General features: G+C 48.1%; 19 protein-coding genes. 8 read left to right on the top strand and 11 right to left on the bottom strand.

Annotated elements, in window-relative coordinates; genetic code table 11:
* Positions 1 to 2 precede the first annotated feature (2 nt).
* A complete protein-coding gene (locus tag ADIAL_RS08870; RefSeq protein WP_034302761.1) occupies positions 3 to 1,247 on the top strand; it encodes a glutamate-5-semialdehyde dehydrogenase in 1,245 nt (414 codons plus the stop codon).
* Positions 1,248 to 2,012: 765 nt separating this feature from the next.
* Positions 2,013 to 3,611 (top strand): SulP family inorganic anion transporter, encoded by a 1,599-nt coding sequence (locus ADIAL_RS08865; protein ID WP_051503837.1) that lies wholly within the window; start codon positions 2,013 to 2,015, stop codon positions 3,609 to 3,611.
* 97 nt (positions 3,612 to 3,708) lie between these two features.
* On the opposite strand, the gene ADIAL_RS08860 is transcribed toward ADIAL_RS08865, so the two are convergent.
* The 6 genes from ADIAL_RS08860 to ADIAL_RS08835 are packed head-to-tail and all read right to left on the bottom strand — an operon-like array spanning position 3,709 to position 9,024.
* Positions 3,709 to 3,990, bottom strand: coding sequence for a chorismate mutase (locus ADIAL_RS08860; RefSeq protein ID WP_034302757.1), 282 nt, complete (start codon positions 3,988 to 3,990; stop codon positions 3,709 to 3,711).
* On the bottom strand, positions 3,987 to 5,078 hold the full coding sequence (gene aroC / locus ADIAL_RS08855; protein ID WP_034302755.1) for a chorismate synthase: 1,092 nt from the start codon (positions 5,076 to 5,078) through the stop codon (positions 3,987 to 3,989). Before aroC ends, ADIAL_RS08860 begins: the two co-directional genes overlap by 4 nt.
* Complete coding sequence (aroA, locus tag ADIAL_RS08850; RefSeq protein ID WP_034302752.1) at positions 5,059 to 6,330, bottom strand: 3-phosphoshikimate 1-carboxyvinyltransferase; 1,272 nt, start codon at positions 6,328 to 6,330, stop codon at positions 5,059 to 5,061. The genes aroC and aroA overlap by 20 nt, the downstream gene beginning before the upstream one ends.
* On the bottom strand, positions 6,327 to 7,415 hold the full coding sequence (aroB, locus tag ADIAL_RS08845) for a 3-dehydroquinate synthase (RefSeq protein ID WP_034302749.1): 1,089 nt from the start codon (positions 7,413 to 7,415) through the stop codon (positions 6,327 to 6,329). Before aroB ends, aroA begins: the two co-directional genes overlap by 4 nt.
* A gap of 14 nt (positions 7,416 to 7,429) precedes the next feature.
* The gene (gene aroF, locus ADIAL_RS08840) at positions 7,430 to 8,470 is read right to left on the bottom strand and encodes a 3-deoxy-7-phosphoheptulonate synthase (protein ID WP_034302746.1); all 1,041 of its coding nucleotides are present in this window, start codon (positions 8,468 to 8,470) and stop codon (positions 7,430 to 7,432) included.
* Positions 8,471 to 8,472: 2 nt separating this feature from the next.
* On the bottom strand, positions 8,473 to 9,024 hold the full coding sequence (locus tag ADIAL_RS08835; RefSeq protein WP_034302743.1) for a hypothetical protein: 552 nt from the start codon (positions 9,022 to 9,024) through the stop codon (positions 8,473 to 8,475).
* Positions 9,025 to 9,847: 823 nt separating this feature from the next.
* Here ADIAL_RS08835 and aroE point away from each other — a divergent pair.
* The 5 genes from aroE (at position 9,848) to ADIAL_RS08810 (ending at position 13,171) form a co-directional block, all read left to right on the top strand.
* The gene (gene aroE / locus ADIAL_RS08830; protein ID WP_034302741.1) at positions 9,848 to 10,657 is read left to right on the top strand and encodes a shikimate dehydrogenase; all 810 of its coding nucleotides are present in this window, start codon (positions 9,848 to 9,850) and stop codon (positions 10,655 to 10,657) included.
* A gap of 5 nt (positions 10,658 to 10,662) precedes the next feature.
* Positions 10,663 to 11,178 carry a shikimate kinase gene (locus tag ADIAL_RS08825; protein WP_034302739.1) on the top strand — a complete coding sequence of 172 codons (516 nt, stop codon included), beginning with the start codon at positions 10,663 to 10,665 and terminating at the stop codon, positions 11,176 to 11,178.
* Positions 11,175 to 11,624 carry a type II 3-dehydroquinate dehydratase gene (gene aroQ, locus ADIAL_RS08820; protein WP_034302737.1) on the top strand — a complete coding sequence of 150 codons (450 nt, stop codon included), beginning with the start codon at positions 11,175 to 11,177 and terminating at the stop codon, positions 11,622 to 11,624. Before ADIAL_RS08825 ends, aroQ begins: the two co-directional genes overlap by 4 nt.
* The gene (locus ADIAL_RS08815; protein WP_034302735.1) at positions 11,621 to 12,475 is read left to right on the top strand and encodes a prephenate dehydrogenase; all 855 of its coding nucleotides are present in this window, start codon (positions 11,621 to 11,623) and stop codon (positions 12,473 to 12,475) included. The genes aroQ and ADIAL_RS08815 overlap by 4 nt, the downstream gene beginning before the upstream one ends.
* Positions 12,476 to 12,874: 399 nt before the next feature.
* A complete protein-coding gene (locus ADIAL_RS08810; RefSeq protein ID WP_034302733.1) occupies positions 12,875 to 13,171 on the top strand; it encodes a bacteriocin immunity protein in 297 nt (98 codons plus the stop codon).
* A gap of 308 nt (positions 13,172 to 13,479) precedes the next feature.
* On the opposite strand, the gene ADIAL_RS08805 is transcribed toward ADIAL_RS08810, so the two are convergent.
* The 4 genes from ADIAL_RS08805 to ADIAL_RS08790 form a co-directional block, all read right to left on the bottom strand.
* Entirely contained in the window at positions 13,480 to 13,926 is a 447-nt protein-coding gene (locus ADIAL_RS08805; RefSeq protein WP_034302731.1) for a GNAT family N-acetyltransferase, read from the bottom strand.
* Between the two features lie 39 nt (positions 13,927 to 13,965).
* Positions 13,966 to 14,979 carry a tryptophan--tRNA ligase gene (gene trpS, locus ADIAL_RS08800; protein ID WP_034302729.1) on the bottom strand — a complete coding sequence of 338 codons (1,014 nt, stop codon included), beginning with the start codon at positions 14,977 to 14,979 and terminating at the stop codon, positions 13,966 to 13,968.
* 105 nt (positions 14,980 to 15,084) lie between these two features.
* Positions 15,085 to 16,749 (bottom strand): hypothetical protein, encoded by a 1,665-nt coding sequence (locus tag ADIAL_RS08795; RefSeq protein WP_034302726.1) that lies wholly within the window; start codon positions 16,747 to 16,749, stop codon positions 15,085 to 15,087.
* On the bottom strand, positions 16,739 to 17,527 hold the full coding sequence (locus ADIAL_RS08790; RefSeq protein ID WP_034302724.1) for an ABC transporter ATP-binding protein: 789 nt from the start codon (positions 17,525 to 17,527) through the stop codon (positions 16,739 to 16,741). The genes ADIAL_RS08795 and ADIAL_RS08790 overlap by 11 nt, the downstream gene beginning before the upstream one ends.
* Before the next feature lie 121 nt (positions 17,528 to 17,648).
* Here ADIAL_RS08790 and ADIAL_RS08785 point away from each other — a divergent pair, with 121 nt between their 5' ends.
* Positions 17,649 to 18,542: a CPBP family intramembrane glutamic endopeptidase gene (locus tag ADIAL_RS08785; RefSeq protein ID WP_034302721.1), complete on the top strand. Its 894-nt coding sequence runs from the start codon at positions 17,649 to 17,651 to the stop codon at positions 18,540 to 18,542.
* 48 nt (positions 18,543 to 18,590) lie between these two features.
* On the opposite strand, the gene ADIAL_RS11570 is transcribed toward ADIAL_RS08785, so the two are convergent.
* A partial coding sequence (locus ADIAL_RS11570) for a hypothetical protein (protein ID WP_231492145.1) occupies positions 18,591 to 18,779 on the bottom strand: 189 nt, incomplete at its 5' end.

The following is an 18,779-nucleotide window of genomic DNA, read 5'->3' as shown; positions in this document are numbered from 1 at the left end:
CGATGCATACACTGATTGAACTGGGACAAAAAGCCAAGCTGGCTGAAAAACAGCTGGCTCAGGCATCAACACGTGAAAAAAATGAGGCACTAGCTCTAATGGCTGATGCGCTACTTGAGGCCACTGATTTTATTATAGAGGAAAATAAAAAAGACACTGACCAGGCCAGACAGGCCGGCATTAGCGACTCTCTTTTAGACCGGCTGACTTTGAGTTCCGAGCGCATTGAAGCTATGGCACAGGGACTCAAGGACATCGTTTCTCTCCCGGATCCCATCGGCCTAGTCGACAGCATGTGGACCAATGAAGCCGGCCTTAAAATCGGCAGACAGTCCGTTCCCCTGGGCGTGATTGGTATTATTTACGAGGCCCGTCCGAACGTCACCTCCGATGCCGCCGGTCTCTGCTTTAAATCCGGCAATGTCGTAATCCTTCGAGGCGGAAAGGAAGCCTTCCATTCCAACAAGGCTATTGTTCAGACACTGAGATCGGCCCTTGAAAAAAGCCGTTTGCCAATCGATTCAATCCAGCTGCTTGAAGACACCTCCAGAGAAACGGCTGCTCAAATGATGCAGCTGAACCGCTATCTGGATGTTCTGATTCCAAGAGGCGGTGCCAGCCTGATCAAGGCGGTGGTTGAAACGGCGACTGTTCCGGTAATCGAGACCGGAACCGGGAATGTGCATGTCTATATCGACCAGTCAGCCCAGCTGGATATGGCCAGGGACATCATCGTCAATGCCAAGACCGACCGGCCTTCTGTCTGCAATGCGGCTGAGACGCTTTTGATACACGAAGCTGTAGCCGAAACTTATCTGCCGGCCATCGAAAAAGCACTTGCTTCCTGGAACGTCGAGTTACGCGCGGATGAAAAGGCACAAAGTATTTTAGCTCATTCTGTGCCGGCTGTGGAAGCAGACTGGGAAACAGAGTTTCTGGACTATATCCTGGCTGTGAAAGTCGTAACTTCTCTTGACGAAGCCATCAGTCACATCAACCAGTACAGTACCGGCCACTCTGAAGCGATCGTGACCAGCGACTACTCTGCTAGCCAGCGCTTCCACAGAGAAGTGGATTCGGCAGCTGTCTATGTAAATGCTTCAACCCGTTTCACTGACGGCTTTGAGTTCGGCTTCGGTGCCGAAATTGGTATCAGTACACAGAAGCTGCATGCCCGTGGGCCTATGGGCTTGCCGGAGTTAACTTCATCCAAGTATATTGTTTTTGGAGAAGGACAGATCAGATAAAGACCCGTCAACTCGGCTTTTTAAAGTCAATCGTGTCAGTGCGTGCTAATGAGCATGCTGACACGATTTTTTTGTACCACTAAATAATTTCAGCTCACTCTTTAAGTGTTTAACTGCTCACGTGTGGATGTAAAGTAATGATAACCGTTCGGGGGCAAAGTAAGGCACAGCCGACTGTTTTTCTCGGGAAGTAAGTTTTTTGAATCAGCTAGTATAATTGATTGGAGCATTCAAGTCGTATATTTTCGCCCAAGCGAAAATAGTTCCTCAAGCATGTTAGTCCCTGTCACTAGGAAAGGCAACATAAAACTAATTTAGCTGTTTTCATGACGAATTTCTGTTTAATTGCAGTCTACTTGTAACAATCAGATGCTATTCATGATAAGTAGAGTCCAATAAAATCAATAGACATGACGATTAGCCCTAATCATCATGTCTTCCCTATGGAAAATGCCTTACTCCTAACGCAAACAGACTAATCGTTAGGAGTAGGGCTTAATTAAATGAAGTAGACGAAAGTATTCTGACAAAATGCACCGAAACATCGTAGATTTTCGCTTAGTCGAAAATCGTTCCTTTAACTTTTTCTCCATGCTCAAATCCGAACATTATAGCATACAGGAACAGCAAAACTACTCAATGTAAGCGTTATTTCCAATAATACCTATAATTGTCACATTTAAAATCGTTTTTCCCTAAACATTATGCTAGACTGGTCCATGTGCGTCCTGTCAAGACAGGACATAGAAAAAGGAGAGAATATATATGCAACTAACAGATAAAACGGGGAGCTGGGCCCGGCCTTTACAGCTCCTCAAGGAAAACAGAAAACTGCTGAAAGACGACTTTCTGTCCGGCTTGACTGTCGCCCTGGCGCTCATTCCGGAATCGATCGCCTTTGCGTTTGTAGCGGGAGTAAGTCCGATACTGAGTCTGCAGACCGCTGTCATAATTGGCTTTGTCGCTGCCGTTTTTTCCGGCAGACCCGGCATGATCAGTTCATCCACCGCAGCGATTTCTGTGGTGATTGCTTCTCTAGTAGCCACCCATGGACTGGAGTACTTGTTTGCCACCGTCGTTTTGATGGGAATCATCCAGATCAGCATCGGCCTCCTCAAGTTAGGCAAGTACGCCCGGATCATTCCCTACCCGGTCATGCTCGGCTTTCTTAACGGCCTGTCGATACTCATCTTCCTTTCCCAGTGGGACCTGTTTAAGATCAACCAGGTCACTACGATAAATGGATCGGAAGTTGTCCAAAACACCTGGCTTCCGGGTCCCCAGCTTGCCCTGATGCTTGGTTTCGTTGCCTTCACTATGCTTGTCATCCACTTTTTCCCTAAATTGACTAAAGCTGTACCGTCCAGCCTGGTTGCCATTATTATCATGACCATTATTGCCGTCGTGCTGGGACGCTTCGGTATTCACCTGCAGAACGTTCAGGATTTTGCCGGCATGGAAATCAGCGGTGGACTGCCACGTTTCCATATCCCAATGGTCCCGCTGACCTTTGAGACTCTGCAGATCATTTTCCCTTATGCCCTGATCGGCGGACTGGTCGGCTTGTCTGAAGCCGTACTGACACTGCAGGTCATTGATGAAATGACCAACACCCGAGGACGAACCAACAAGGAAATCATTGCCCAGGGTACCGCTAATCTGGTCAACGGCTTTTTCGGAGGTATGGGCGGAGACGCGATGATTGGCCAGTCCATCATCAATATCAAATCCGGTGGACGCAGCCGAATCTCCGGACTGGTAGCTGCTTCCTCTTTGATGCTGTTTATCATGTTCGGTTCTGCCTTTATTAATGCTATCCCCCTGGCCGGACTGGTTGGTGTCATGTTCATGGTCGTTGTCAGTACCTTTAAATGGGAAAGCCTGCGCTACAAAGGGAAAGTCCCTGCTCAGGATATTCTGGTCATTTTGATTGTTTCCGTGATTACGATTTTTGCTGATCTGGCTACTGCTGTTATCGTCGGTGTAATCGTCTCTGCTCTGATTTTTGCTTGGGAAAAAGGGAAAGTCATCTATGCCAATGTGGAACAGACAGATGAGACCGAAAAGACCTACAAAATCAACGGCACGATTTTCTTTGGCTCTGTACTGAACTTTAAAGACATTTTTGATGTAGAAAGCGATCCTCAAAGTGTCGTTCTGGACTTAAAATACGCCAAAGTATCGGACTATTCAGCCGTCGAAGCCATCAGCTCTTTGACCAAGCGCTATGAAGAAGCCGGGAAACGGTTCACTGTTATTCGTTTAAGCGAAGACTGCCGGCGCATGTTTTATAACGCCGACGCCTTCACTGCTGTCACGATTGAAGAAGCCGAGAATGAAGCCATTCAGTATCCTTATGTATAGATAGGCCCGCTCAAAAAACTTCATATAAGCATCTAAAAAGCAGCACCGGGTCACAGTGATCTGACCGGTGCTGCTTTTTTCTTATCATAAACCTAATTTATACCTTGTCCTGATCCATCAGTTTTTCCTGCGACGCTTTTGTGATCCCCATCAGAGAACGGTAGAAGTCTTCTATTTCCTGCTTGAAAGCCGGATTAGATAGCCGTTCGACATTTTTGCTGATGACCGCGTCTTCACGGTCCGCATCAAAAATCGGCAGGTCGTGAGCCTTTTTATACTCACCGACCTTCTGCACTTTTTCAAGTCGCTCCTCAAACAGCCGGGTCAGCTGCTGGTCGATTTTATCGATTTCTTCTCGGTGCTGCTCCAGCTCGTTCATTCTCCAGCCCCCAGCATCAGATCGGTCAGACCAATAGCCGTGACAGCTTCCAGTACCGGAAGCACACGCGGAACGATACACGGATCATGACGGCCTTCCACGCTCAACTCAGCGGATTTTCCTTCTTTTACATTGATAGTTTGCTGCTTTTTCTTGATAGATGCCGGCGGCTTGACAGCTGTACGGAACACAATCGGCATGCCGTACGTGATGCCTCCGATGATCCCCCCATTATTATTGGAACGGGTTTTGACCTGTCCATCTTCATCGTAGTAGTACTCGTCATTGGCTTCAGACCCTTTAAGTTTTGTAATGTCAAAGCCAATGCCGAACTCGATACCTTTTGTCGCTGGAACAGAAAATACAAGATGGGCCAAAGTCGACTCGACAGAGTCAAAGAAAGGATTCCCGTAACCAGCTGGTATCCCCAGTACAAAGGTTTCAACCACACCGCCGACCGAATCGCCTTCTTCCTTGACATCCAAAATCAGCTGACGGATGTCTTCTCTTCTGCTCGGATTAAACATCGGCAGTTCTTCCTGGCTGAACGCTTCAACCTGCTCCCGCGTAACCGTGTCCTGGTCCGCAAAGCGTTCATCTTCAATGTCCCCTATAGACTGGACATGCGAGCCGATGGTCACGCCCTTCTGCTCAAGCAGCTGCTTGCAGATTGCACCGGCAAAGACGATGGGTGCCGTAATACGGCCGGAAAAATGCCCGCTGCCTCTGTAGTCATGATGCCCCTTGTATCTCATCAGGCCTGGATAGTCGGCATGCCCTGGACGCATAAGATCCTTCAGCAAGCTGTAATCTTTGGAACGGGTATTGGTGTTCCGGATAATGGCCGTCAGGGGTGCACCTGTTGCCTTGCCCTCCAGAAAACCACTTAAAATTTCCGGTAGATCCTTTTCTTTTCTTGGTGTAGTTAAATCACTGCGTCCTGGTGCCCGGCGGCTCATCTCGAACTGGACCTTGTCCATATCGATTTCAAGCCCTGGCGGAAGACCGTTAATTGTTATCCCTATCGCATCACCATGTGACTCTCCAAACAGAGAAAGCTCCAGTTTTTTACCCCAAATGCCGCTCATGAATATCTCCTCCTAAAGTCTTGAATTCGTTCCAGAAATGCGGAAACGATTTGGCTACACATTCTGTATCTCTGATGATGATCGGCTCTTCGCATCTTGTCGACGCGATCCCCAGCATCATTGCGATCCGGTGATCCTTATGACTCCAGACGGTCACGCCGCCCTTCAGATAACCAACGCCCTGGATGACCAGATCATCGCCTTCGATCTGGATATCTGCTCCCAGCGCTTCCAGTTCAGTCTGTGTCGCTTCCAGTCGGTCACTTTCCTTTATTCGCAAACGTTCCAGGTTTCTGAAACGCGTGCGACCCTTGCTTAAAGACGCTGCCAGCGCTGCAATCGGAATGATATCCGGGAACTGGGAACCGTCTATTTCACGGTCAGATTCAGTAAAGAGCCGGTCTAGAATCATATCGATAGCCTTGTCTCCCTGAAGCGAATCAGGATTGAGTCCTAAAACGTCGATATCATTGCCGATCAAATTAGCACTAAGGAAGAAAGCGGCCTGTGAGTAGTCTCCTTCAACACTGTATTCCTGCGCAGTCATGGTCTGACCGCCTGGTATAACAAAGGTCTGCCCCTCGTCTTCCACTAGGATCTTCAGGCCAAAGGCTTCAAAAACAGCTAATGTCAGATCGATGTAGCCCTTGGATTCCAGAAGCGTCGTTACTGTAATTTTAGAATCGCCCGGCAAAAATGGCAGGGTCATCAGCAGGCCGGTAATGAACTGGGAGCTGATGTCTCCTCTCAATTCTACCGTATCCGGCTTCAGCTGACCACTGATTAGCAAGTCAAGCGGATCGGTTCCCAGTAAATCATAATCCAGTCCTTGGCGACTGAACAGCTCCTGAAAAGGAGTCAGCGGCCGCTGACCCAGTTTCCCCTGGCCGGTAAAGCGGGTTTTACCGGAAAAAAGAGTGGCCACAGGAACAAGGAAGCGCAGGGTCGAACCTGATTCATTACAGTCAATGGTCCGGACCGACTGAGCCGGTGCCCCTTCTGCCGCCTGCTTGCTGGCATTCAGGCCAACTCCTTTGATGGACAGAGAGCTTTTACTTTCGATAATCTCTGCTCCGAAGGCCCGCATGCCGGCAATGGTTGCTTTAATGTCATCTGAAAACTGAATATTTGAAATCGTGCTGGTTCCTTCAGCTAGGGCTGCGCAGATAATCGCGCGGTGGGCCAGGCTTTTGGACGGCGGCACGGAAACCGATCCTTCCAGTTTTCTTGGTGTAATTTCCAACTGAGTCACAATGGTTTTCCTCCTGTTTTCAGCGATTCGAAAAAGCTCACATCCGTCTGATGGATAGTGGCCTTTCCAATCTTTTCGAGTATAACTGCATGCAGCTTGTTATCCAGCTGCTTCTTATCTTTTTTTACATACGTGAGAACGTGGTTATATACTTCGCCCTCTTCTAGTGCTGAAGGCAGCTGGTGCTGCTCGAGTACGGAAGCAATCCTGTCTGCTGTCCCTGCATCACTCAGCTTCTCTTTTTCAGCTATCCGGGTCAGTGTGGCCATCCCGATCGCGACAGCGTGTCCATGCGTAATCGATTCGTACTGATAATAGGCTTCGATGGCATGGCCCAGAGTATGACCAAAATTCAAGAGCATACGCAGGCCCTTGTCTTTTTCGTCCAGTTCCACAACTTCTCTTTTAATTTCACAGCATCTGGCAATGATGTCTTCGATCTCTTCCATTACTGCTGCTCTTGAATGCAGGCTAGCCAGCTGCTTGAAAAAGTCCGCATCCCGGATGCAGCCGTACTTGATTACTTCAGCCATCCCATCAGCAAAGTAATGATCCGTCAACGTTTCGAGTACTAACGGATCGATCAGTACTTTTTTCGGATGATAAAAGGCACCGACCAGGTTCTTTCCTTCCGGCAGGTCAACTCCGACTTTGCCGCCGACACTGCTGTCCACCTGGGCCAGCAAGGAGGTCGGAATCTGGACAAAGTCGACGCCCCGCAGGTAAGAAGCCGCTGCAAAGCCGGCAATATCCCCTACTACGCCTCCACCTAAAGCCATGATCACATCACTTCGGGTCAGTCCGGCTTCAATCAGGTCAGAAAAAATACCCGGCATACGGTCAAAGGTCTTAGTCTGCTCTCCGGGCTCTAAAACAATCAGCGTAACGGCAAATCCTTCTGCAGCTAGCTGACTTTTCACCTTGTCACCATAATGTCGATAGACATTCTGATCAGTGATGATCGCGGCCCGTCGGCTAGCTGTCAGGGCTGAGAGCTCCTGCCCTACCCTGTTCAAAAGACCTTTTTCTATTTGTATGGGATAGGACAGGCTTTCTCCCGGTAGTTCAACGTTGATTTCATTCATCTAGAGCGGGCTCCTTACTGGACAGATGACTTGGCAGTTAAAGGCACGGTGCGGCCTTCTACTGAAGCCAGTTTCTCTGCCTTTTCCATCAGCAGGCCGAATTCGTCCGGCGTCAGGCACTGTTCGCCGTCACTCCATGCATTCTCAGGATCGTTGTGCACTTCGATCATCAGGCCGTCTGCGCCGGCAACGATACCGGATTTAGCTCCCGCTTCCACCAGGTAGGACATTCCGCCCGCATGACTTGGGTCAACGATGATTGGTAGGTGAGACAGCTTCTTAATGACCGGTACGGCTTGAATATCCAGTGTATTGCGTGTTTCCGTCTCAAAGGTACGAATACCACGCTCACAGAGGATAACATTGTCGTTACCTTCAGACATGATGTATTCAGCTGACATCAACCATTCTTTGTAAGTGGCTGACAGCCCGCGTTTCAAGAGGACCGGCGTTTGCGTTTTACCGACTTCTTTCAGCAAGTCGAAGTTCTGCATGTTACGGGCACCGATCTGAATCATGTCGACTGAGTCCACGAACTCATCAATCCATTTGGTAGACATCAGCTCGGTCACGATGGGCAGGCCAGTTTCCTGCTTGGCCGCTTGTAGCATGCGCAAGCCTTCCAGTTCCAGTCCTTGAAAGCTGTATGGCGACGTTCTTGGTTTGAACGCTCCCCCTCTGAGGAAGTTTGCCCCGGCTTTCTTAATTCGCTTGGCCACATTCACAATCTGCTCTTCACTTTCCACTGAACATGGGCCCGCAATAATTCCCAGCTGATCGCCGCCAATGCTTTCCTGTCCAACTTGAACGATTGAGTTTTCCGGATGGAATTTACGGTTGGCACGCTTGTAAGGTTCCTCCACACGAACAATCTGTTCCACTTCCGGCCGGGCCTGCAGTCTGTGAGTATCCAGTGCGCTCGTATCTCCAATCACTCCAAGAAAATCACGCTTGATATCTGAGAAATGACTGGTCTGAACTCCTTGTGCTTCAACTTTTTCAATAATTTCCTTGATGGCTTTCGATCCTGTTCCTGGTTTTAATACAATAATCATAATTACATCTCCTCATTTTGTTTTATTTTATATAAGCACCAGACCATTTCCGGTTCATAGCGCTCGACTAATTGATAGTAACTGTTCTTTTCTTCTTCGTACACGTCCTCGCTGATGATCGTATACTTCAGACCTTTTTTCTGAAAAGCGGTCCAGGCTTTTACTTTGCTGTCAGTGAAGGTGATCGGGATTGTCTCCTGGGTCCGGCTTAGGTATTTTTCCAGAAAAATGGTCGTTGCCGGATGAATCATGGCCCGGTCTTCTGTTCGCCGGCTGTTCTCTATCAGAACCATCGGCTTGGTCTTTTTGGAAAAAACGTGCATCAATTCGACCTTGTCCCAGTAGTCATAGTTGAACTCTTTCCAGCCATACGCTTTTCTGGCGCTCTGGAAGGCTACGGGAAACAGAACACAGTCGCCCTTGAGCTGCTCGAGCTGATGAATGATCGCGTCAAAGGATGGATAACCAACGATGTCGTCCTCCTCTGAGCTGATCAGTGACTGAGCCGCAGCATAACTGTCGGTACTGTCTGGTCCTAATGTATGAATAATCATGTTGATCTCCTCCACTGATGTTACTTTCTTGCTTTAACTTACAGTTAACTGATCGTTTCCCCATAGATAAAGGAATGGGCTTTATCAGAAAGCTTCAGTGACTCCTCTCGTATTGTCCCTGCCGGAAAGAAATAAAGCCAGCAGAAAGCTCAGAAAGTCTACTGTGCACGAGCATCAGCTGCCTTCAGAGATGGAAACTTTCGAAAAGCCAGCAGAAACTAAAGTCACTCCGCTCCTTCACTACGTTGTCCGTAAGGATTGAAAATCCTAACGGGGAAAGTCGGATATCACAGTCGCTTCGTTCCTCTGATGCTGTAGCCGTATGGATTAAAATCCTAACGGCTACAGCAAAAAGCTGCACTCGTTATCTGTTTTACTTGGCGTAAGACAGGATAATCGAATGCAGCTTGGGTTGAATTCACATATATAAATTATTGATTCATTTATAGGTGTGCGCCCATTCGATTTCTCCTGAAATCTATGGGGCACTGTTTGTTAGACAGCTTAAAGTGCTCTAGCCTCCATAGATTTTGATCTATAAAAGCTAAAGTAATAACGATTCAATTGTGGGGTCATCAAGTTGTTTAATTCGGTATTCATTAATAACACTCCTCAATTGGTTTACAGCCATCAACTAACTGTTGATCACAATATTAGCAAGACAGAAAAAGAAAGTCAAGGGATAAAATTAAAAATAATACCTGTTCTTATCATCCCTCTCTCATATAAGCTTTTCTGTCAGTGTTCAGGCTATTTCTCTACAAACTTATATTTGCTTTTGACCGCTAGGTTTGGATATACTTTTGGAAAAAGAGGTGAACCAATGAAATTTTATGGACTGTTTGGAGAAAAGCTGACGCATAGTCTTTCTCCTCAACTGCACAAAGAAATATACAAGCGGGCGGGAATAAATGCAGCCTATAAGACTTTCCCCTTTCCTCCAGACCAGCTGCACCAGGCGGTAAACAGCCTGAAGATCCTGTCCATCAGTGGAACCAATGTGACCATTCCCTATAAAAAGGCAGTCATGCCGTTTCTGGACAAGATTGATCCTGTAGCCCAGAAGCTGGGCGTGGTCAATACGATTGCCAATAAGGATGGAAAATTGACCGGCTACAATACAGACTATGACGGCTTTGATCTGTTGTTCAAGCGCCGCAGCTGGAGCGTTCAGGACAAAGATGTGACTGTTTTAGGTACGGGTGGGTCGTCACAAATGGTGGTGGCCTACCTAAAAGATCATGGCGCCCGGTCGATTACTCTCGTCTCACGCTCGGTTAAAGAGGCTGTGGAAGATGAACGCCTGCGCTACCTGACTTATGAAGATTCAGCGGAAATCAGTGGCCATTTCCTAATTAATACGACCCCGGTCGGCATGTACCCGAATGCTGACTCATGTCCAGTCGATCCCGCTGTTATCTCCCGCTTTGATGCCCTGATCGATTTGATCTACAACCCTATGGAGACGGTCTTTTTAAAAGAAGCCAGAGAACGGGGCAAGCCCGGCGTGAACGGTCTGGAAATGCTTATAGGCCAAGCTGTCAGAGCTGCTGAAATATGGGAAGATCAGACTTTCCCTGAAGAACTGACCGACAGCCTGATCAAAGACTATGAACAATGGAAAGGGGCCTGATTACCATGACAAATATCCTACTGATTGGCCTGACCGGAAGCGGGAAAACAACTGTTGGACAGGCCCTTAGCGAGCAGCTGAACCTGACCTTTACCGATATGGACGCCTACATCGAAGAACGGGCCGGGCAAAGGATTCCAGTCCTTTTTGAAAAAGGTGAAAATCACTTCAGAGAGTTGGAGTCCAAAGCCTGTCGGGAACTGGCACAGCAGAGTGGCCAAGTGATATCGACCGGCGGCGGAGCCGTTGTCCGTCAGGAAAATCACCCCTGGCTGAAACAGGACAGCTTTATCATCTGGCTGAACCGGCCGGTTGAACAGATTGCCCGGGATATCGACACGGGACACCGTCCCTTGCTGAAAGACGGCGTTGACCGTTTGTACGCACTTTACGCCAAACGTAAAGACCTGTATGCTGAACTGGCTGATCTGGTAGTCGACAACAGTGGCTCCTTGGAAGAAACACTGGAGCTCATCCTTAGTCAGCTGCCTGAGACATTGAGAAAAGGAGACAAGCGATGAAAATATGGATCATCAATGGCCCTAATCTGAACCTGCTGGGCACAAGAGAGCCGGATATATACGGTACCGAAACACTGGAGTCTATCAACCGGGATATCCAGCGCTATCTGATCAAGCATGGTCACCTGTATGATTTTTTCCAGAGTAATTCTGAAGGAGCTTTGATCGATAAGATTCAGGAAGCACTGGATGAACACGTGGACGGGATCGTCATCAACCCCGCCGCCTATACCCACTACAGCTATGCCCTACACGATGCACTGAAAGCTGTCTCAATTCCTACAGTGGAAGTACACCTGAGTGCTGTCCATGCCAGAGAAGCCTTCCGGAAAGAATCGGTCATTGCTCCGGCCTGCATCGGTCAGATCTCGGGCTTCGGTTCAACCGGCTATCTGCTGGGAATCCAGGCCCTGGAACACCTCTTATCAAAGGAGAAAAAGAAATGACACTTGCTATTGTCGGACTGGGAGCTATCGGCGGCTCCTTTGCCATGCGCTTGATGAAAGCCGGCTATGACTCGATCATCGGTATCGATACCGATCAAGACACGGTTAGCTACGCCCTGGAAGCAGGAATTATCCATACTGGTAGCACCTCAGCTAAGGACCTGCTTTCGGAAGCGGATGTCATCATGCTGACTTTGTACCCCAGTCAGGTGCCTGCATTTATTGAACAACACAGGCACTTGTTTAAGAAAAATGTGGTTCTGACAGATGTCACCGGCATCAAAACGTCGATTATCCGATCGGTTCATGCCGTTTTGCCTCCTGATGCTGATTTTGTCTTTGCGCATCCGATGCGAGGCAGTGAGAAGAAAGGAATCAGCGGCGCTTCTGTTGATAAGTTTGAAGGCGCCAATGCTCTGATTACCCCAACTGACAGAAACAAGGAAGAAAACCTGCAGCTTATCGAATCCCTCTACCGTTCTGCTGGTTTTGAGACTCTGACCCGTGTGACGCCTGAAAAGCACGATGAGCAGATTGCCTATGTCAGTCAGCTGATGCATGCCTTGTCAGTGTCTGTAGTCAACAGCGAGCAGGCCAGTGAGGATACGTTGCTGTTTGCTGGCAACAGCTTCAAAGAGCTGACCCGCATTGCCGATATCAACGTGGATTTGTGGAGTGAGCTGTTTCTTTACAACCGGACTGCCTTACTTGAGTCGATCGACGCTTTCGAGCAGGAGTTGAACAGCCTGAAAAAAGCACTGCGGTCCTGGGATGAAGTAGAGCCGGACAGCAGCGCGGATTTGAAAGCCTTCCTTTCCCGCTCGCGTAATCAGCGGCGAGAATGGTACTGAGCATGTGTACCCTCTGAATTTTAAACACTTCCTATTTTTTGCTCGTCTTTTATGAACGGCCGCTTCCTTTTCGGCCTTTATACAAAAGACGGGCTTTAAGTGTCAAAAAAGCTACAGCCTAAAGTATTGGAGAATTTTGTCATTCATTACTTTCCCGAGCAGAAAGATCCTCTGATGTGAGCTGCTTTTTAATACATAGCTACCTGCCACTTAGAGTATCTGAAATAATTCGTTCTTCTTATTTGAATGGACTTTGGTAACCGCTTTTTTGAATCTGGTTTTTGTTTATGCTAAATTGACAATGACCAAACTTCTATAATTATGGATTCAAAGTGCTAAGATTTTGGTCTTTTTATTGCCTGGGATGGTATCACTTCTTTTGAAAGGGGGAAGACTGAAGTGAATAAAAGTGAACAAAACCAACTGATTGACTTAATGAGCACTGCTTACTCTGATCCGGAAGTAAAAACAGATGGCCAGATGCATCAGCTGCTCTTCGACTATGCAAAGCAACTGAGTGAGGGCCACAATGGTCGCCCGATTTGTGTAGGTCTCAGTAAGGAGATTGGATATTTTTCACTCAGAAACAACATGAATACCCCTCAATCTCTGATTGAGCTGCATAACTTCGTAAGCCCCGTTCAATTATCTTATGGAGAAAGAATGTCTGCTACATGGTGGCCAGGCGGAGGATAAAATTTAAACAATGTCCCGATTACATTTATATTTAACACGATTTTTACTTGCACACGAGGTCAGACAAAAGCAATAACCCTTCTTGATTGTCTAACATTTCTGCTACAAAAGCGAAGACACGTTTAGAAGAGTCCCTCTTTGTGTCTGCTCGCTTCTTCGAAAGAAAAAAGCCTCTTCCTGTTTTGTTCCTTAAAAAGGAATCAAATCGAAAAGGCTTTTTTTGTTTTATTTTATAGGCTTAACTTAGTCGGTTATTCTACTGTACATACTCTTGTTTCAGATTGTACGTTTTTTCTCAACTAACTCTTTTACCAGGTCCGTACGTAAACATTCTCGCCTTCTACCATCCCTTCTTTTTTGAAGCCAAAAGATTCGTATAGCTTGATGGCGTGGTCGTTTTCTGGTTCGGCCCCGATTCTCAGTTCCTTGACCTGACGGTGAGGCTTGAATTCTTTTAGAAATAGAGCCAGGGCTTTCTTTCCCCATCCTTTGCCCTGATGGTCTTTATCAATCATGAAGCGTTCAATCCACCAGGAATCGATCGGATAGGCATCATCGGCAGGATAATAGCTGCACATCAGAAAGCCCACTAGCGTCCCCTCTGCATAGATGGCAAAGGGATACTTTTCTTCTTCAAAGCTGGCTTCCAGGAGTGACAGAGTATTGGGAGCCACAAAATCAGCCTGTTCGGAATGGACTTTAAGGTCCACCACTGTCAGGTAATTGCTTTTGTCTACAGCTTTCAATTCAATCATTGTCATCACTTCTCTGCTCGTAGTGTCGTCCTGTCTGTTTTACTTGAAATAGTTGATCCCCATGGCATCTTTGACTTCGTCAAGGGTTTGCGCAGCCACTTTTTCGGCTTTCAGGCTGCCGGCTTGAAGCATGGCCATGACAGCATCCTTGTCTTCCGCAAAAGCTTCCCGGCGTTCACGGATGGGCTTGAGTTTAGCCTGGAGGACCTCATTCAAGTAGCGCTTGATTTTGACATCTCCCAGCCCGCCTGCACGGTAGTGATCCTTCAGTTCCTGTACTTTTTCTTTGTCGTCGTCAAAAACATCCAGATACGTGAAGACGACGTTGCCCTCGACCTGTCCCGGATCTTCCACACGGATATGATTCGGGTCGGTATACATGCTCATAACCTTTTTTTGAATTTCATCAGCACTGTCCGACAAGTAAATACCGTTGTTCAGCGACTTGCTCATCTTGCCTTTACCGTCGATACCGACCAGTCGGCCTTGGCCTTTAGGGGGCAGGATAATATCCGGCTCTACCAGCACATCCTGCTGGTAAGTCCGGTTAAAGTCGCGCGCCACTTCACGGGTCTGCTCGATCATCGGCTGCTGGTCATCTCCAACCGGAACGTGTGTCGCTTTGAACGCTGTAATGTCGGCGACTTGACTGACCGGATACATGAAGAATCCTGCTGGGATACTTTCATTAAAGCCTTTTTCTTGGATCTCGGATTTCACTGTCGGATTTCGCTGCAGCCGGGCTACGGTGACCAGGTTCAGGTAATACAGCGTCAGTTCAGGAAGCTGAGGGATCTGAGACTGGATAAAAATCGTCGTTTGTTCAGGATCCAAGCCGACTGCTAGGTAATCGAGTGCCACTTCCACCACACTCTGCTGTACTTTTTCAGGTGTTTTGGCATTGTCTGTCAGCGCCTGCTGGTCGGCGATCATGATGAACATCTTGTTGCCGCCTTCGTTCTGCAGTTTGACACGGTTTTGCAGCGAGCCAACATAATGCCCTAGGTGCAGTTTTCCTGTCGGGCGGTCGCCTGTTAAAATAATGCGTTCCATTGTATTTATCTCCTCGAGTAACGTAGTCTAATTGCTCTTATTGTATCTTACTTGCCTATGAAAAAAAAGGAGAAATCATTCTCCTTTTCCTTCACTCTTCGCTTTTTATTTACTGAATCCTTTTTTCATCCACCGGATGTTCAAGCCCGTTAACAGCAGCAGAATTCCCCACTGCGCATAGGGAATAAAGAGCTGACTGACGATCATGATCACTGAGACGATAAAGACAGGAATCAGAAAGATGACCGTCGCCATACAGCCAAGGTTAGCTTGAGAGGCTGAATACTTTTTTGAAAACGGTAGGCTTTTGACTGAACGCTTCGTCTCTATATACAAAATCAGACTGAACACCAGCAGACCGTTGAGCATCTGAACCAGATAGCCTATGCCGGTAAAGAACAAGACAACAAGGGCCAGAGCCGCATAAAGCGGCAGGAGAATCTTGATCAGCATAGCTTTCGTGACCGCCCGCAGAAATGGAGCCCGGGCTGGTTCGGGCGTCAGCTCAAAGACCCAGCTGCCTTTATAGTGTTTAGAAAACTGAATCGACACCGCCAGTACCGGGATCAGCAGCAGTGTGAAGTAAGGCAGGTAGAGAAAGTTCGCCGGCCCCGGATCCATACCCGGTTCGATGGCTGTCAGATTGTTGTAGGTCATGACTAAAGGAAAAACCAGGGAGCTGGCAATTGACGGATACAGCCGGGTCTTGAATTCCCGTTCCGTCTTGGTCAGCTGCCAGCCGAAATGATAATAGGCCCGTTCCAGCGGGTCAAAGCAGACCAGTTGCCCCGACAGCCTCTCCAGCATCGATCGGCTGCTGATGTTTTCATCGGAACTGTCCATTTTCTGGAGATTGCTTTCGATTTTATCCGTGCTCCAGTTGTACAGAACAAACAGCAGCCCGCTGCCCACCAGGAGCAGGCCCGTGTAGATGGCATAAGTGAGTGACCAGCCTTCCTGAAGCAGGCCAAAAGGCGCCACAAACCACATCGGAAACAGAACCGAGTGGGCCAGTGTGAGATTCATCTCCACCAGCAAGTTTTCCGGATCAATCACCTGAAAGATCTGAGCAACCGCGTAGTAGCCGATGATCATAAAGATTGACAGGGAAATCTGACTGTAGGCGATGATATTTTTCAACCGTTCTCCACTGAACCGTTTAAGAACGGTTGCATAGACCAGGAGAGCCAGCCCCAGACACCAGAGGGCCGCCAGCAGCGACAGGAAAAAGACCAAGACCCCGGCAACCAGTCCGTTTCTGACAAAGGTGAAGACCATGACCGGTGCTCCGACAGCCAGGGTGAAGGCCAGCAGATAAATGCCCACATGGGTCGCTTTGGCCGCTCCCAGCGTTCGGCGGTCGACCGGCTTGGTGCCAATCAGCGTGGCATCTTTTGTATCCAGCAGTATGCCGGAAAAATTGGCTAGCATGGTCGAAAAGGTCATCACAAACAGAAAACTGAAGTAGACCGTGTATTGGAAGACCCAGTTGTCATAGGCAAAAATCACCAGTAGGAACAGACTGACCAGGCTGTAAACCCATAAACTTGAGAAAAACTGGTTTTTTTCCTTGTCTGACCGGCTGCCGGTTTCCATTCCTCCAAGCCCGGCCTCCTTACGGCCATCCATCTTCATTTTCACGTCCAGAATCAGGCGCATCTGGGAATAGTTCACCCCTGCTTTTGTGTAAATGAAGGACAATAAATCAATCAGCCTCAGATAAAAGGGTGTCTGTTCGTTTTTCTTCAGGTTCAAAATGTCACGCATCATGAGGAGCTTCCCCCTTCATTGCCAGCAGGAAGTCCTCCGCAAGGGCCGCATGCTGGTCAAAGCCAGTGAGCGTATTGAACAGCTGCTCCAGTGTACCGTCGGCTTCTTGCTTCAGTTCTTCAAAGGTTCCATCCGCCGCTACTGCTCCGTCATTTAAAATCAGAATCCGGTCACTCAGCTTCTCCACCGTATCCATGACATGAGAGGAATAAAAAATCGTCTTGCCGTCCTGCTTTAATTTCCACAGCAGTTCCTTAATAATCTGGACACTGTTGGCATCCAGACCACTTAGGGGCTCGTCCCAGAACAGAATATCCGGATCATGCAGTAGACTCGATATGATAAGCACTTTCTGCCTCATCCCTTTTGAAAAAGAGGCGAGACGGCGGTTCATCGCTTCCCTGATGCCGAGAGCCTCCATCATTTTCTCTGTTTTGCTCATGATGACTGTTTCTTCCAGGCCATAAAGCTCCCCAATAAAGAGCAAATATTCCTTTGCGGTCAGTGTATCGTACAGCTCCGCATTTTCCGGCACATAGCCGATCCGGGCTTTATAGGCGACATCCGACTGGTCAAGCGGCTGGCCAAACAAACGGACCTCGCCGGCGTCCTTGCTCAGCATGCCCAAAATGATCTTGACGGTCGTACTCTTCCCCGCCCCATTCGGACCGATATAACCGACAATTTCTCCCGGTTTCACTGAGAAGCTGACGCCTTTCAGTACCGGAGTACCGTCAAACTGTTTTCTTAGATCGATAATTTCTAAAATAGGTTCCATAACTGCCTCCAAACTTCATTTAGTCACAGTTTATCATAAATAGCCTGCTGGCTCTGTTTTTCTATCCTTTTTCCCGCTACTGTGCTAGGCTTTAGACAATAAACGAAAAGGTGTGTGGATTATGTCTGAGTATGAACCGCGATTTGCCAAAGCTCCCTTATGGGCCTTAATCTGGCGCATGCTGCTGTCCAGTCTGGGAATCGTAATTATTGGCGTGTTTCTGTCTCTTGCTTTCAGAGGAGAGCATTTCACCCTGATCAGCCTGATAACTGACAGCCTCATTTACTTTGCCCTGTATAAAATAACAATCAGTCAGATGGAAAAGCATAACCTGGCCGTTAAAGGGCTGTCGGCCCCTTATTTTAAAATGGGGGCTGATCTGACGCGTGTACTTCTGGTCACCCTGCTGACAGCCGTTACCGCCTACTCCTTTTTCTACTTTCTCCTGACAGTCCTGGCCTTCCTTCCCGGACTCTTTGACCGCCTGGTCCCCTACATCCTCGATATCACCTTTGCTGAGGACATTTCTTTAGGCTACCTCTTCGTTATTGCCGTCCTCATTGCTCCAGTGGTCGAGGAAATCTTTTTCAGGGGCTACCTGCTCAATAAATGGGCTGACATGTATGGTGTACGCAAAGGCATTGTCTTCAGCTCTGTCGCATTTATGGCCATCCATGTCCGTTCACTTTTTCTGCCTCAGCTGCTGGTCGGCTTGCTGTGCAGCCTGGTCTACGTCAAATTCAGCCATCTAATTTACCCGATTCTGCTCCATATGCTCTATAATCTGCTTGTTTTGCTGGCCTCCGTCTGGTTCAGTTACGGTAATCCAGCTGACCTGGAGGAAACTGTTCTCGCGCTTAGAGGGAGCTGGTCTCTAGAGTATTTGATCCCAAGCATTATATTTGTCCTGGCTTTTTCAGCCCTAACTATCCTTTTTACCGTCTATTTTCAGTCGCTTACATTTAAAGGCAGTCCCTACAGTCAAAATGTCCAGCTGCTGGATCAAGATGCTTGAATAAGAATCGCCTTTTTAGACGGTCCGGCCCCTATTTTTTATACTCATCTAGTTGAAGGGCAACTTAGGTGTTTTCTCTTTTAAGTTGCCGCGCAAATGGCGTTTGCGGCGCAACTGAGTGCCTGTCTCCCCTGAGTTGCCGCGCAAATGGTGTTTGCGGCGCAACTGAGTGCCTGTCTTCCCCGAGTTGCCGCGCAAATGGCGTTTGCGGCGCAACTGAGTGCCTGTCTCCCCTGA

This window comes from Alkalibacterium sp. AK22, from assembly GCF_000585255.1.
Lineage (GTDB): Bacteria > Bacillota > Bacilli > Lactobacillales > Carnobacteriaceae_A > Alkalibacterium.
This window is presented reverse-complemented; position numbering and strand designations above follow the sequence as displayed.